Here is a 14,035-nt window from a genome sequence, read left to right as displayed (position 1 = left end):
GCGAACAGCTTCGATCGGGACTGGAATCAGGGACCGTCCCCCGGAAGAACGCACGCGCTGAGCGCTCGCCTCTTCCGGGTTGCCGGCCCCTGACCGGGCCCGGCTCTTACTCTTCCAGTTCCATGTTGATCGCCAGCGAGCGGATTTCCTTCACCAACACGTTGAAGGATTCCGGCATGCCCGCGACCATCTCGTGCTCACCATCGACGATGTTCTTGTACATCTGGTTGCGGCCCTGCACGTCGTCGGACTTCACCGTCAGCATTTCCTGCAGGGTGTAGGCCGCGCCGTAGGCTTCCAGCGCCCAGACTTCCATTTCGCCGAAGCGCTGACCACCGAACTGCGCCTTGCCGCCCAGCGGCTGCTGGGTCACGAGCGAGTACGGGCCAGTCGAGCGTGCATGCATCTTGTCGTCGACCAAGTGGTTCAACTTCAGGTAATGCATGTAGCCGACCGTGGTCTTGCGATCGAACGCTTCGCCAGTGCGACCGTCGTACAGCTGGGTCTGACCGCTCTGCGGCAGGTCGGCCAGTTCCAGCATGCGCTTGATTTCCGCTTCGCTGGCGCCGTCGAACACCGGAGTCGCCATCGGTACGCCGTCGATCAGGTTCTTGCCCAGGTTGAGCAATTCCTCATCGCTGAACTGCGACAGGTCCACGCGCTGTGCATTGATCGCGTTGTCGTGGTTGTAGATGTCGTTGAGGAACTTGCGCAGCTCGCTGACGGCGGCTTGGGCTTCCAGCATGCGCTGGATCTTGCGACCCAGGCCCTTGGCGGCCCAGCCCAGATGCACTTCCAGAATCTGGCCGATGTTCATACGCGACGGCACGCCGAGCGGGTTCAACACGATGTCGACCGACTCGCCGGTGGCCATGTACGGCATGTCTTCCACGGGCACCACGTTGGAGACCACACCCTTGTTGCCGTGGCGGCCTGCCATCTTGTCGCCCGGCTGGATGCGGCGCTTCACCGCCAGGAACACCTTGACCATCTTCAACACGCCCGGTGCGAGGTCGTCGCCCTGGGTGATCTTGCCGCGCTTGTCGGCAAAACGTGCTTCGAATTCCTTCTCGTGCGCCTGGATCTGCTTTTGCGCACGCTCAATGGCGTCGGCAGCGTCTTCGTCCTTCATGCGCAGCTGGAACCAATCGGACTTCTTCAGCCCGTCCAGGTACGCGTCGGTGACGGTGTCGCCCTTCTTCAGGTTGGCGCCGCCATTGGCGACCTTGCCCACGATCTGCGAGCGCAGGCGTGCGTAGATCGCCGCTTCCAGGATGCGGAACTGGTCGTCGAAGTCCTTCTTGACGCGCTTGATTTCAGACTCTTCGATCTGACGCGCACGCTTGTCCTTCTCGATGCCGTCGCGGGTGAAGACCTGCACGTCGATGACGGTGCCGTCCATGCCCGGGGGCACGCGCAGCGAGCTGTCCTTCACGTCGGACGCCTTCTCGCCGAAGATCGCACGCAGCAGCTTTTCTTCCGGGGTCAGCTGGCTTTCGCCCTTCGGCGTGACCTTGCCGACCATGATGTCGCCGGCGCGCACTTCCGCACCGATGTACACCACACCGCTTTCGTCCAGACGGTTCAAGGCCTGCTCGGACACGTTCGGGATGTCGGCGGAAATTTCCTCCGGCCCCAGCTTGGTGTCGCGCGCCACGCAGGTCAGCTCTTCGATGTGGATCGTGGTGTAACGATCCTCTTCGACCACGCGCTCGGAGAGCAGGATGGAGTCTTCGAAGTTGTAGCCGTTCCACGGCATGAAGGCGATCAGCATGTTCTGGCCCAGCGCCAGCTCACCGATGTCGGTGGACGGGCCGTCGGCCAGCACGTCGCCGCGCGCGATCACGTCGCCCACATTCACCAGCGGACGCTGGTTGATGCAGGTGTTCTGGTTGGAGCGGGTGTACTTGATCAGGTTGTAGATATCCACGCCGGCATCGGTGCCGCCGCCGATTTCTGCCTCGTTGACCTTGACCACGATGCGCGCGGCGTCGATCTGCTCGATCACGCCACCACGCAGCGCGTTGACGGTCACGCCGGAGTCGCGCGCCACTGCACGTTCGATACCGGTACCCACCAGCGGCTTCTGCGAACGCAGCGTCGGCACGGCCTGGCGCTGCATATTGGCGCCCATCAGTGCGCGGTTGGCGTCGTCGTGCTCGAGGAACGGCACCAGTGCCGCTGCGACCGATACGGTCTGCATCGGCGAGACGTCCATGAAGTGCACTTCGGACGGCGGCTTCAACAGCGATTCGCCCTGGAACCGGCACGGCACGAACTGCTCGGTGAGCATGTTCTTGGCATCGGTAAGCGCGTTCGCCTGGGCGATCACGTACTCGTTTTCTTCGATCGCCGACAGGTATTCGACGTCGTCGGACACCTTGCCGTCCAGCACCTTACGGTACGGCGTTTCGAGGAAGCCGTACTGGTTGGTGCGGGCGAACACGGCCAGCGAGTTGATCAGGCCGATGTTCGGGCCTTCCGGCGTTTCGATGGTGCAGACGCGGCCGTAATGGGTCGGGTGCACGTCGCGCACTTCGAAGCCGGCGCGCTCGCGGGTCAGACCGCCCGGACCCAGCGCGGAGACGCGACGCTTGTGCGTCACTTCCGACAGCGGGTTGTTCTGGTCCATGAACTGCGACAGCTGCGAGGAGCCGAAGAATTCCTTGATCGCTGCAGCCACCGGCTTGGCATTGATCAGTTCCTGCGGGGTCAGGCCTTCGGACTCGGCCATCGACAGACGCTCCTTGACCGCGCGCTCGACGCGGACCAGGCCCACGCGGAACACGTTCTCGGCCATTTCGCCGACCGAACGCACGCGACGGTTGCCCAGGTGATCGATGTCATCGACCACGCCGCGACCGTTACGGATTTCGGTGAGCACCTTGATCACTTCCAGGATGTCGGAAGTGTCGGCGTGCTCGGCAACCAGACGCTTGGATTCTTCGTCGTTGCGCTCGGCAAAGTACTTCTTGTCGTACAGCACCGACTCGCCCAGCACGTCCTTGCGACCGACGCGACGGTTGAACTTCATGCGGCCGACCGTGGACAGGTCGTAGCGCTCGAAGGTGAAGAACAGGTTGTGGAACAGGTTCTGCGCGGCTTCCTTGGTCGGCGGCTCGCCCGGACGCATCATGCGGTAGATTTCGACCAGCGCTTCCAGCTGCGTCTTGGTCGGATCGATGCGCAAGGTATTGGACAGGTACGGGCCACGATCCAGGTCGTTCACCCACAGGGTGCCGACCGCATCGACGCCCGCCTTGCGGAAGGCAGCCAGCTGGTCTTCGTTGATCTCGTCGTTGGCATTGGCCAGCAGTTCGCCGGTGGAGCCATCGACTACGTCGTGCGACAGGATGCGGCCGACCAGGTAGTCGTCCGGCACGGCCAGCGCGGCAACGCCGGCAGCTTCCAGTTGCTTGACGTGACGCGCAGTGATGCGCTTGCCCGCTTCCACGATGACCTTGTCGCCATCGGCCAGGTCGAAGTTCAGCGTTTCGCCACGCAGACGCTCCGGCACCAGCTCCAGCTGGACGCCCTCGTCCGGGTTGATGTGGAAGGTGTTGATCTCGAAGAACTCGGCCAGCATTTCTTCATTGCTGTAGCCAAGCGCACGCAACAGGATCGACACCGGCAGCTTGCGGCGACGGTCGATACGGGTGAACAGCGCATCCTTCGGGTCGAACTCGAAGTCCAGCCAGGAGCCGCGGTACGGAATGATGCGGGCGCTATAGAGCAGCTTGCCCGAGCTGTGGGTCTTGCCACGGTCGTGGTCGAAGAACACGCCCGGCGAGCGGTGCAGCTGCGAGACGATCACGCGCTCGGTGCCGTTGACGATGAAGGTACCGTTGCCGGTCATCAGCGGAATTTCGCCGAGATAGACCTCCTGCTCCTTCACGTACTTGATCGCCTTGGTCGACGACTCGCGGTCGTAGATCACCAGGCGCACGGTCACGCGCAGCGGCGCGCCATAGCTCATGCCGCGCTGACGGCATTCACGCTCGTCAAACACCGGCTGACCCAACTTGTAACCGACGTACTCCAGCGCAGCGTTGCCGCTGTAGCTGGAAATCGGGAACACCGACTTCAATGCCGCGTGCAGACCGAGGTCCTTGCGCTTGTTCGGCTCCACGTCTTCCTGCAGGAATTCGCGGTAGGAATCCACCTGGATGGCAAGCAGAAACGGCACTTCGAGGATCGAGCGCTGCTTACCGAAGTCCTTGCGGATACGCTTTTTTTCGGTGAACGAATAAGACGTCATGAGATCTTCACCCTAGGCTGCGGGGGCCACGTCGCGGCGGCCCTGAAATAACAAAATTGTCAGTTGGAAGTCGCTGGTATTGCCGGCACCAGCACGCCTTCTCCCGCTACTTCCAACTACCAACTCGGTGAGGCGAGGATTGGGGATGACGGGATTGGGGATTAGCGAAGGCCGCCTTCGAATCCCGAATGCCGAATCTCAAATCCCGGCTTTCCATCAACGGCCAAAGGCCGGGAGCTTTACGCTCCCAGCCTTCAGTGCATCACCATGAAACGCTGGCGATGCAAGGTACTGCTTACTTGATTTCGACAGTCGCGCCAGCTTCGGTCAGTTCCTTCTTGATCTTCTCGGCTTCGTCCTTCGAAGCGCCTTCCTTCAGGACGCCACCGGCTTCGGTCAGGTCCTTAGCTTCCTTCAGACCCAGGCCGGTCACGCCGCGGACAGCCTTAATCGCGGCAACCTTGTTGGTGCCGGCGCTGGTCAGCACCACGGTGAACTCGGTCTGCTCTTCAACCACGGCGGCCGGACCGGCTGCAGCAGCAGCGACCGGGGCAGCGGCGGAGACGCCGAACTTCTCTTCGATGGCCTTGACCAGCTCCATCACTTCCATCAGGGACTTCTCGGCGATGGCGTCGACGATCTGTTCGTTGGTAAGGGACATTGTGATTACCTTTAAATGATTTTCTGGATTGGGGTTCTAGCGAACGCTAGGACATCAAGCTTCGGCAGTCTCGGCAGCCGGCGCGGCAGCTTCTTCGCCACCACCCTGCTTGTCGCCAACGGCCTTGACGGCACGGGCGAACATGGCAGCCGGTTCGGACAGCACGCGGGCCAGCATGGCCAGGGCCTGGTCACGGGTCGGCAGCGAGGCCAACACGTCGACGTGACCAGCCGGGAACAGTTCCCCGCCGATGGACACGACCTTGGCCTGCAGCTTGTCGTTGCTCTTGGCAAATTCCTTGATCAGGCGACCGGCTGCGCCGGGCTCCTCCATCGAAAACGCATACAGCAGAGGACCGACCAGCTTGTCAGCAGCGACAGCGAAATCAGTACCTTCAACGGCACGCGCAGCCAGGGTGTTCTTGACAACTTTCAAGAACACGCCGGTTTCGCGGGCCTGCTTGCGCATCGCGGTCATCTGGGAGACCGTGGTGCCAGCGTATTCGGCGGCGATCAGGGAGTGGGCCTTGGCGGCGATGTCTGCCAGCTCGGCGACTACTTCTTGCTTCTGGGACAGATTGAGAGCCATTGCACTCCTCCGTTAAAGCCGGGATTGGTGATTGGTGATTGGTGATTGGTGATTCGTCGAAGGCCATGAAGCAGCCCCTGCAAATCCCCAATGCCGAATCGCTATCCCCGCTTCAAACTACTCCGCTCGCGGCTCCTGCCGGTTGCGGTCCAGGGCAGCCTCCTTCCTGGAAGCCGGGAACATCGACCGATGTTCCTTTGGTGGCCGCTCTAGACCTGGAGTGGACTCGATCCGGGATGTCCCAGACGCGCGTAAACCAGAAAGCTCCAGAAGGGCGACACCATCTACGCCGGCCGGTTCGACACGAACCAATTAAGCGATCCCGCTGCATCGACGGCGACTCCGTGCCAGTGCGAGCATCCCTGCCCGTCGTCGATCTGCGCTGACCGCACCTGCGGTCTTTGACGGCTACCGCCGGACGTGCCGGCGATCGCCTTCAAAATGTCCGTTACCCCAAAGGAGGGAACGGACTCCCAGCACACGGTGACCCGGGCCGGAAAAACAATGCAGTACTACAGGAATACGTCAGGCGCATGACGCCCGACGTATCGGATTACTTCAGCGACAGGCTCGACTGGTCGACCGTCACGCCCGGACCCATGGTCGAGCTGACCGACACCTTCTGCAGGTAGGTACCCTTGGAGGTGGCCGGCTTGGCCTTGACCAGATCCAGCAACAGCGCCTGCAGGTTCGACTTCAGCGCTTCGTCGTCGAAGCTGGCCTTGCCGATGGTGCAGTGGATGATGCCGGCCTTGTCGGTGCGGTAGCGCACCTGGCCCGACTTGGCATTCTTGACCGCTTCGCCCGGATTGGCCGAGACGGTGCCGACCTTCGGGTTCGGCATCAAGCCGCGCGGACCCAGCAGGGTGCCCAGCTTACCGACGACGCGCATGGCGTCCGGGGTCGCGATGACCACGTCATAGTTCAGATCGCCGGCCTGCATCTTTTCGGCCAGGTCGTCCATGCCCACTGCCTCGGCGCCAGCGGCCAGGGCTTCGTCAGCCTTGGCGCCGGCCGGTGCGAACACTGCAACGCGCACGCTCTTACCGGTACCGGCCGGCAGCACGGTGGAACCGCGCACCTGCTGGTCGGACTTCTTGGCGTCCACGCCCAGGCGCACGGCAACGTCGATCGACTCGACGAACTTGGCCTTGGTGGCGGTCTTCAGGATCTTGATTGCGTCTTCGAAGGCATAGGTCTTGCCCGGAACGACAGCGGCCGTAATGGCCTTAACGCGCTTGCTCTGTGCCATGTCTTAGCCCTCCACCGTCAAACCCATGCTGCGGGCAGAACCCGCAATCGTGCGCACTGCCGCTTCCAGCTCGGCTGCCGTCAAATCGGCTTCCTTGACCTTGGCGATCTCTTCCAGCTGCTTGCGCGTCACCTTGCCCACCTTGTCGGTGTTGGGACGCTTCGAGCCGGAGGCCACGCCTGCAGCCTTCTTGAGCAGCACGCTGGCCGGGGTGCTCTTGGTGACGAACGTGAAGGTACGATCGGAATACGCGGTGATGATCACCGGCGTCGGCAAACCCGGCTCCAGCTTCGACGTCGCGGCGTTGAATGCCTTGCAGAATTCCATGATGTTCAGACCGCGCTGACCCAGGGCAGGGCCGACCGGCGGCGCAGGGTTGGCCTGACCGGCCTTGACCTGCAACTTGATGAAAGCAGTAATCTTCTTAGCCATTTCAATACTCTCCGGGTGCTAGCGCCTGACCTGCAGGCTCCCCATCGGACCGGGATTCACGTGTCCCGGCTTCACGTTGTTGACCACACGCAGATGGCCGCCATGCGGCAGCCATTGGTTCCAGGCGGTTCGCCAGGACAGCGAGCCGCGCACTATAGCAGCATTTGGAGCAAGCGCCTAGCCGGCACCCGCTGGGTCAGCCCTTCTCGACCTGACCGAATTCGAGCTCGACCGGCGTAGAGCGACCGAAGATGAGCACGGCGACACGCAGCCTGCTCTTTTCGTAGTTGACTTCCTCGACAACGCCGTTGAAGTCGTTGAACGGACCCTCGGTGACGCGCACCATCTGGCCCGGCTCGAACAACACCTTCGGACGCGGCTTCTCGACGCCATCCTGCACACGCTGCAGGATCGCATCCGCTTCCTCATCACGAATCGGCAAAGGACGGTCCGCGGTACCGCCGATGAAGCCCATCACCTTCGAAGTCTCCTTCACCAGGTGCCAGCTTTCGTTGTCGATGCGCGGAATACCGGCCTCTTCATGCGTTTCGATCTGCACCAACACGTAGCCCGGGAAGAACTTGCGCTCGGACCGACGCTTCTGGCCGGCGCGCATTTCGATGACCTCTTCGGTCGGCACCAGCACCTCGCCGAAACGGTCTTCCATCTCGGCGCGCGCAATACGGTCGCGCAATGCCTGCGCAACGGATTTTTCGAAGCCTGAATAGGCGTGAACGACATACCAACGCTTCACTGCTTGATTCTCCTCAACGAGCCAGGAACCACTGCGTGAGCTTCTGGATGACAAAGTCGAAGCCGCCCAACAGCAAACTCAGAATGATTACAACCACAATCACGACCCAGGTGGTGCGGATAGCTTCCTGGCGCGTGGGCCAGACCACCTTACGCAACTCGAACCTGGATTCGGACAGGAATTCGCGGGTCTCCCGGCCCTTGCCGGTGCCCAAAAACACAAATGCGCCCGCCACCAATCCAACGATGACAGCCAACGCACGCAACTGCGGCGTCCACGCGCCCAACTGGGTCGCGCGCTCGGGAGCGGAGAACCAGAACCACACAAAAAGCCCCGCAACCACAAGGGCAGCGGAGACAACGTACTTAACGACATCAGCGCTAGAGGACGCGCTCTTGGAAGGCTCGATTTTGCTATTCATCCGGCTCTAGTTACCGATCTGACCCGAATCGCTGGGCCGGAAAGAGGAGTGGCACGCCAGGAGGGACTCGAACCCCCAACCTGCGGTTTTGGAGACCGCTGCTCTGCCAATTGAGCTACTGGCGTATGTACTCGTTTACCGCAAACCCCAAGACAACGAAGGCGGACCGCGGTTCAGCCGGCCCGCCATTCGTTTGAATCCAGCCGCCAACAGGCAGCTGGATACAGGCGCTTACTTGATGATCTTGGCAACCACGCCGGCGCCGACGGTACGGCCGCCTTCACGGATGGCGAAGCGCAGACCTTCGTCCATCGCGACCGGGTTGATCAGGGTCACGACCATCTTCACGTTGTCGCCCGGCATCACCATCTCCACGCCTTCCGGCAGCTGGCAGGCGCCAGTGATGTCGGTGGTGCGGAAGTAGAACTGCGGACGGTAGCCCTTGAAGAACGGGGTATGACGGCCACCCTCGTCCTTGGACAGCACGTAGACTTCGGCTTCGAACTCGGTGTGAGGCTTGATCGAACCCGGCTTGCACAGCACCTGGCCGCGCTCGACGTCGTCACGCTTGGTGCCGCGCAGCAGCAGACCGGCGTTGTCGCCTGCCTGGCCCTGGTCCAGCAGCTTGCGGAACATTTCCACGCCGGTGACGGTGGTCTTCTGGGTGTCGCGGACACCGACGATTTCGATTTCGTCGCCGACCTTGATGATGCCGCGCTCGATACGACCGGTCACCACGGTGCCGCGACCGGAGATCGAGAACACGTCTTCGACCGGCATCAGAAACGGACGGTCGACGTCGCGGGTCGGCTCCGGAATGAACGAATCCAGCGCCTCGACCAGCTTCAGGATCGCCGGCACGCCGATGTCGCTCTGGTCGCCGTCCAGCGCCAGACGCGCCGAACCGTGGATGATCGGGGTGTCATCGCCCGGGAAGTCGTACTTGCTCAGCAGCTCGCGCACTTCCATTTCGACCAGCTCGAGCAGCTCGGCGTCGTCGACCATGTCGGCCTTGTTCAGGAACACCACGATGTGCGGCACACCGACCTGACGCGAGAGCAGGATGTGCTCGCGGGTCTGCGGCATCGGGCCGTCGGCGGCCGAGCACACCAGGATCGCGCCGTCCATCTGCGCTGCACCGGTGATCATGTTCTTGACGTAGTCGGCGTGGCCGGGGCAGTCAACGTGCGCGTAGTGGCGGGTCGGGGATTCATATTCGACGTGCGCGGTCGAAATCGTGATGCCGCGCGCCTTCTCTTCCGGCGCTGCGTCGATCGCGTCGTACGCCTTGAACTCACCACCGAAACGCTCGGCACCGATCTTGGTCAGCGCAGCGGTCAACGTGGTCTTGCCATGGTCAACGTGACCGATGGTGCCGACGTTCACGTGCGGCTTGGTGCGCTCGAATTTAGCTTTTGCCATGGGTGCGTGTCTCGGTAATCGTTTGGAGTTGAAGACGATTGAGCAATGGTGCTCACGAAAGGAATCGAACCTTCGACCTCCTCCTTACCAAGGAGGTGCTCTACCGACTGAGCTACGTGAGCGAGTTTTGCATTATGCCATGCATTTGCGTTCAATGGAGCGGGAGACGGGAATCGAACCCGCACCATCAGCTTGGAAGGCTGAGGTTCTACCGTTGAACTACTCCCGCGCCGGGAACTGCATGCCACAACGTGAAACTGGTGGAGGGAGGTGGATTCGAACCACCGAAGGCGTAAGCCAGCAGATTTACAGTCTGCCCCCGTTGGCCGCTTGGGTATCCCTCCAGCTTTTACTACCGGACCTGTGCGCCGAGAGGCGAATTCGGTTCGGGGTGAAGCAGCCCGTTATTTTGTTGTGGGACGCATGCAGTGTCAACAAAAATTTTGAGCAATTCTTCACTCTTGACCACACGCGGCGTCAGGCGCCGCACACAGCCGATCACACGTTGAAGCGGAAGTGCAGCACATCGCCTTCCTGGACGCGGTATTCCTTGCCTTCCAGACGCAGACGCCCGGCATCGCGGGCGCCGGTTTCGCCGCGGTATTTGATGAAGTCGTCGAAACCGATCGTCTCGGCGCGGATGAAGCCCTTTTCGAAATCGGTATGGATCACGACAGCAGCCTGCGGCGCGGTCGAACCAGCCTTGACCGTCCAGGCGCGCACTTCCTTGACGCCTGCGGTGAAATACGTTTGCAGGCCAAGCAGTGTGTAGGCCGCACGGATGACACGATTCAAACCTGGCTCTTCCAGGCCGAGATCGGCCAGGAAACTATCGCGATCGGCATCGTCCAGCTGCGACAGCTCTTCTTCGATGGCCGCCGAGACCGGCACCACTTCGGCACCTTCGACAGCCGCATGCGCGCGCACCGCATCCAGGTGCGGATTGTTCTCGAAGCCGTCTTCCAGCACGTTGGCGATGTACAGCACCGGCTTGAGCGTCAGCAGGAACAGATCGCGCACCAGCGCCTTTTCTTCATCGTCCAGACCGGCGGCACGACCCGCCTTGCCGTCGGCCAGCGCGGCCTGCAACTTGGCCAGCACCGGCTTGCGCGCCGCCGCATCCTTGTCGCCGCCCTTGGCGCTGCGTTCGGCACGGTTGAGGGCCTTTTCCACGCTATCCAGATCGGCCAGCGCCAGCTCGGTATCGATGGTTTCGATATCGGCGATCGGGTCGACCTTGTTGTTGACATGGATGACGTCGTCGTTCTCGAAGCAACGCACCACGTGGGTGATCGCATCGACTTCGCGGATGTGGGCCAGGAACTTGTTGCCCAGGCCTTCGCCGCTCGCCGCACCGGCCACCAGGCCGGCGATATCGACGAACTCGACCGCAGTGGGAATCAGCTTTTGCGGCTTGACGATGTCAGCCAGCTGATTGAGGCGCGGATCGGGCACCGGCACGATGCCGACGTTCGGCTCGATGGTGCAGAACGGAAAATTGGCCGCAGCGATGCCCGCCTTGGTCAGCGCGTTGAACAGGGTCGACTTGCCGACGTTGGGCAGGCCGACGATGCCGCATTTGATACCCATGGGTCACATCCGGGATTTGGGATTCGGGATTGGAGATTCGTCATGCCACCTGGCCACGAATCCCCAATCCCCAATCACGCATCCCTGCTGGTATGCAGGCGTTTCATCGCCTCGTTGAAATTGCCTTCCATCGCCAGCGGCAGCACGTCGATGGCGGCATCCACCGCAGCGCCGATCGCCGCATCGTCCTCGCGCCCTGCCCGCCCCAGCACCCAGGGCACCACGCGATCCTTGTGACCGGGATGACCGATACCGACGCGCAGACGGTGAAACTTGCCGTGCCCGAGCAGGCGAATGGTGTCGCGCAAGCCGTTTTGCCCGCCGTGACCGCCGTCGAACTTGAGCCGTGCCGTGCCGGGCGCCAGATCCAGTTCGTCATGGGCGACGAGCAGGTGTTCGGGCTCGATCTTCCAGAACCGCAATGCGGCGGTGATCGACTTGCCGCTGAGATTCATGAAGGTGGCCGGCTTGAGCAGCCAGACCGGCTGCCCGGCGATCTCGACCTTGGCGGTCTCGCCGAACAACTTGCTGTCCAATGCCCAGCGGGCGCCACTGCGCTCGATAAGGGCATCGACGAAACGAAACCCGGCGTTATGCCGGGTTTGCGCGTGTTCCGGGCCCGGATTGCCGAGCCCGACGATCAGGCGGAGTGCAGACATGCCAGTGACCGCAGCCGATCCCGCGCGTAGTGCAGGGGATCGGCCGACGGATTACTTGGTCTCGGCGCCTTCGCTGCCTTCTTCGCCGGCAGCGTCGTCTTCTTCGATCCGCACGTGCTTGGCAGCAACCACTGCCACGTCGTGCTCCTTGCCCAGCTTCAGCTCCGGAATTTCAACACCGGCCGGCAGCTTGATTTCGGACAGGTGGATCACGTTGCCCACTTCCAGTGCACCGAGGTCCACTTCGATGAACTCCGGCAGGTCCTTCGGCAGGCAGACCACCTGCACTTCGTTGAGCTCGTGGGTGACGACCACTTCGCTCGACTTGCCGGCCGGCGAGTTGGCTTCGTTGATGAAGTGCAGCGGCACGGCAGCACTGAGCTTCTCGTTGGCGCTGACGCGCTGGAAGTCGATGTGCATGATCAGCTGCTTGAACGGATGGCGCTGCATGTCGCGCAGCAGCACCTGCTGCACGTCGCCATTGAGGTTCAGGTCCAGGATGGACGAGTAGAACCACTCGTTCTGCTGGGCGAGCCAGATCTGCTCGTGGTTGAGCTGGATGCTGACCGGCTCGAGTTCGCCACCGTACACGATGGCCGGAATGACGCCAGCGTGACGCAGGCGGCGGCTCGCACCCTTCCCCTCGTCAGCGCGGCGCTCGACCTTGATTTCATGAGTCTTTGCCATTGGATTTCACTACCTAGTTGGAACACCGCCTCGCGGCGATGAAGCGTCTCACCCGCGACCAGGTGAGACGTGTGGCGGCACCCGGCAATCCGGGCACCGAATGGGCATCAGTCGACGTAGAGCGAGCTGACCGATTCGCCGAAGGCGATACGGCGGATGGTCTCGGCCAGCAGCTCGGCCACGCTCAACTGACGAATCTTGGCGCAGGTGCGCGCCGCTTCGCTCAGCGGAATCGTGTCGGTGACCACCAGCTCGTCGAGCTGCGAATTGTTGATGTTGTCCACCGCCGGACCCGACAGCACCGGGTGGGTGATGTAGGCCACGACCTTGAGCGCGCCGCGCTGCTTCAGCGCTGCGGCAGCGGCGCACAAGGTACCGGCGGTATCGACCAGGTCGTCGACCAGCACGCAGGTCTTGCCCTGCACGTCGCCGATGATGTTCATCACGGTGGCCACGTTGGCGCGCGGACGGCGCTTGTCGATGATGGCCAGATCGGCGTCATCCAGGCGCTTGGCGACGGCGCGTGCGCGCACCACGCCGCCCACGTCCGGCGACACCACGATCAGGTTGTCGGTGCCGTAGGCGCGCCAGATGTCGGCCAGCAGCAGCGGCGAGGCATAGACGTTGTCGACCGGCACATCGAAGAAGCCCTGGATCTGGTCGGCGTGCAGGTCGACCGTCAGCACGCGGTCGGCCTCCATGGCGCAGATCATCTTGGCAGCCACCTTGGCGGTGATCGGCACGCGCGAGGAGCGCATGCGACGGTCCTGGCGCGAATAACCGAAATACGGGATCACCGCGGTCACCGACTGGGCGCTGGCGCGCTTGAGCGCGTCGATCAGCACCAGCAGTTCCATCAGGTTTTCGGCGCTGGGCGCGCAGGTGGGCTGGATGACGAACACTTCCTGCCGACGCACGCTTTCTTCGATTTCCACTTGCACTTCGCCGTCGGAAAAGCGCGTGACCAACGCCTTGCCCATGCGAACGCCCAGTTCCTTGCAGATGCTCTGGGCAAGCGGCTTGTTGGCATTGCCGGAGAACACCAGCAGATTACGTTGGTCTTGCATGAGATCTCTCGGGCGGCGGCGAAGAGCGTGCGGATCGATGGTGGAGCAGGACAAAGCCGAACCAATGCCGGGCTTTCGTTCGATTCCCGCGCAAGGATGCGCGAGGTGTTGCAAAAGGATCTGCAGTGAAACCTGATGCAGGCGGACCTGCCTTTCTCGACAAACTGGCAGGGGCGGTAGGATTCGAACCTACGAATGCCAGGATCAAAACCTGGTGCCTTGGGCCTCTTGGCGACGCCCCTGC

At 62.2% G+C, this 14,035-nt stretch carries 12 protein-coding genes and 5 tRNA genes; all 17 read right to left on the bottom strand.

The features are described 5' to 3' along the window. Positions 1-106: 106 nt before the first annotated feature. The 17 genes from rpoB to FLG15_RS04385 all read right to left on the bottom strand — a co-directional run bounded on the left by rpoB (position 107) and on the right by FLG15_RS04385 (position 14,033). Positions 107-4,258: a DNA-directed RNA polymerase subunit beta gene (gene rpoB, locus FLG15_RS04465; protein WP_003486738.1), complete on the bottom strand. Its 4,152-nt coding sequence runs from the start codon at positions 4,256-4,258 to the stop codon at positions 107-109. Between the two features lie 295 nt (positions 4,259-4,553). Further along, entirely contained in the window at positions 4,554-4,919 is a 366-nt protein-coding gene (gene rplL, locus FLG15_RS04460; RefSeq protein ID WP_017156208.1) for a 50S ribosomal protein L7/L12, read from the bottom strand. A 54-nt stretch (positions 4,920-4,973) separates the two neighbouring features. Beyond that, entirely contained in the window at positions 4,974-5,507 is a 534-nt protein-coding gene (rplJ, locus tag FLG15_RS04455; RefSeq protein ID WP_017156207.1) for a 50S ribosomal protein L10, read from the bottom strand. A 553-nt stretch (positions 5,508-6,060) separates the two neighbouring features. Then, entirely contained in the window at positions 6,061-6,759 is a 699-nt protein-coding gene (gene rplA, locus FLG15_RS04450) for a 50S ribosomal protein L1 (protein WP_003486747.1), read from the bottom strand. Positions 6,760-6,762: 3 nt separating this feature from the next. Continuing rightward, entirely contained in the window at positions 6,763-7,191 is a 429-nt protein-coding gene (gene rplK, locus FLG15_RS04445; protein WP_017156206.1) for a 50S ribosomal protein L11, read from the bottom strand. 196 nt (positions 7,192-7,387) lie between these two features. Further along, complete coding sequence (gene nusG / locus FLG15_RS04440; RefSeq protein WP_017156205.1) at positions 7,388-7,945, bottom strand: transcription termination/antitermination protein NusG; 558 nt, start codon at positions 7,943-7,945, stop codon at positions 7,388-7,390. A gap of 13 nt (positions 7,946-7,958) precedes the next feature. Next, positions 7,959-8,366 (bottom strand): preprotein translocase subunit SecE, encoded by a 408-nt coding sequence (gene secE / locus FLG15_RS04435; RefSeq protein ID WP_005917581.1) that lies wholly within the window; start codon positions 8,364-8,366, stop codon positions 7,959-7,961. 49 nt (positions 8,367-8,415) lie between these two features. Further along, a tRNA-Trp gene (locus FLG15_RS04430) sits at positions 8,416-8,491 on the bottom strand. A gap of 106 nt (positions 8,492-8,597) precedes the next feature. Continuing rightward, the gene (tuf, locus tag FLG15_RS04425) at positions 8,598-9,788 is read right to left on the bottom strand and encodes an elongation factor Tu (RefSeq protein ID WP_150145591.1); all 1,191 of its coding nucleotides are present in this window, start codon (positions 9,786-9,788) and stop codon (positions 8,598-8,600) included. Between the two features lie 46 nt (positions 9,789-9,834). Next, positions 9,835-9,910: transfer RNA gene (locus tag FLG15_RS04420), tRNA-Thr, on the bottom strand. A gap of 33 nt (positions 9,911-9,943) precedes the next feature. Beyond that, positions 9,944-10,017 (bottom strand) — tRNA-Gly (locus FLG15_RS04415). A gap of 29 nt (positions 10,018-10,046) precedes the next feature. Further along, a tRNA-Tyr gene (locus tag FLG15_RS04410) sits at positions 10,047-10,132 on the bottom strand. Positions 10,133-10,286: 154 nt separating this feature from the next. Continuing rightward, positions 10,287-11,378: a redox-regulated ATPase YchF gene (ychF, locus tag FLG15_RS04405; protein ID WP_150145590.1), complete on the bottom strand. Its 1,092-nt coding sequence runs from the start codon at positions 11,376-11,378 to the stop codon at positions 10,287-10,289. Positions 11,379-11,452: 74 nt separating this feature from the next. Next, positions 11,453-12,037 (bottom strand): aminoacyl-tRNA hydrolase, encoded by a 585-nt coding sequence (pth, locus tag FLG15_RS04400; RefSeq protein WP_041019062.1) that lies wholly within the window; start codon positions 12,035-12,037, stop codon positions 11,453-11,455. A 51-nt stretch (positions 12,038-12,088) separates the two neighbouring features. Further along, positions 12,089-12,724 carry a 50S ribosomal protein L25/general stress protein Ctc gene (locus tag FLG15_RS04395; RefSeq protein WP_017155010.1) on the bottom strand — a complete coding sequence of 212 codons (636 nt, stop codon included), beginning with the start codon at positions 12,722-12,724 and terminating at the stop codon, positions 12,089-12,091. 107 nt (positions 12,725-12,831) lie between these two features. Then, the gene (locus FLG15_RS04390) at positions 12,832-13,791 is read right to left on the bottom strand and encodes a ribose-phosphate diphosphokinase (protein WP_003486761.1); all 960 of its coding nucleotides are present in this window, start codon (positions 13,789-13,791) and stop codon (positions 12,832-12,834) included. A gap of 165 nt (positions 13,792-13,956) precedes the next feature. Next, positions 13,957-14,033 (bottom strand) — tRNA-Gln (locus FLG15_RS04385). Positions 14,034-14,035 lie beyond the last annotated feature (2 nt).

The sequence above is a fragment of the Xanthomonas phaseoli pv. dieffenbachiae genome (assembly GCF_008639345.1).
Taxonomy (GTDB): Bacteria; Pseudomonadota; Gammaproteobacteria; order Xanthomonadales; family Xanthomonadaceae; genus Xanthomonas; species Xanthomonas phaseoli.
This window is presented reverse-complemented; position numbering and strand designations above follow the sequence as displayed.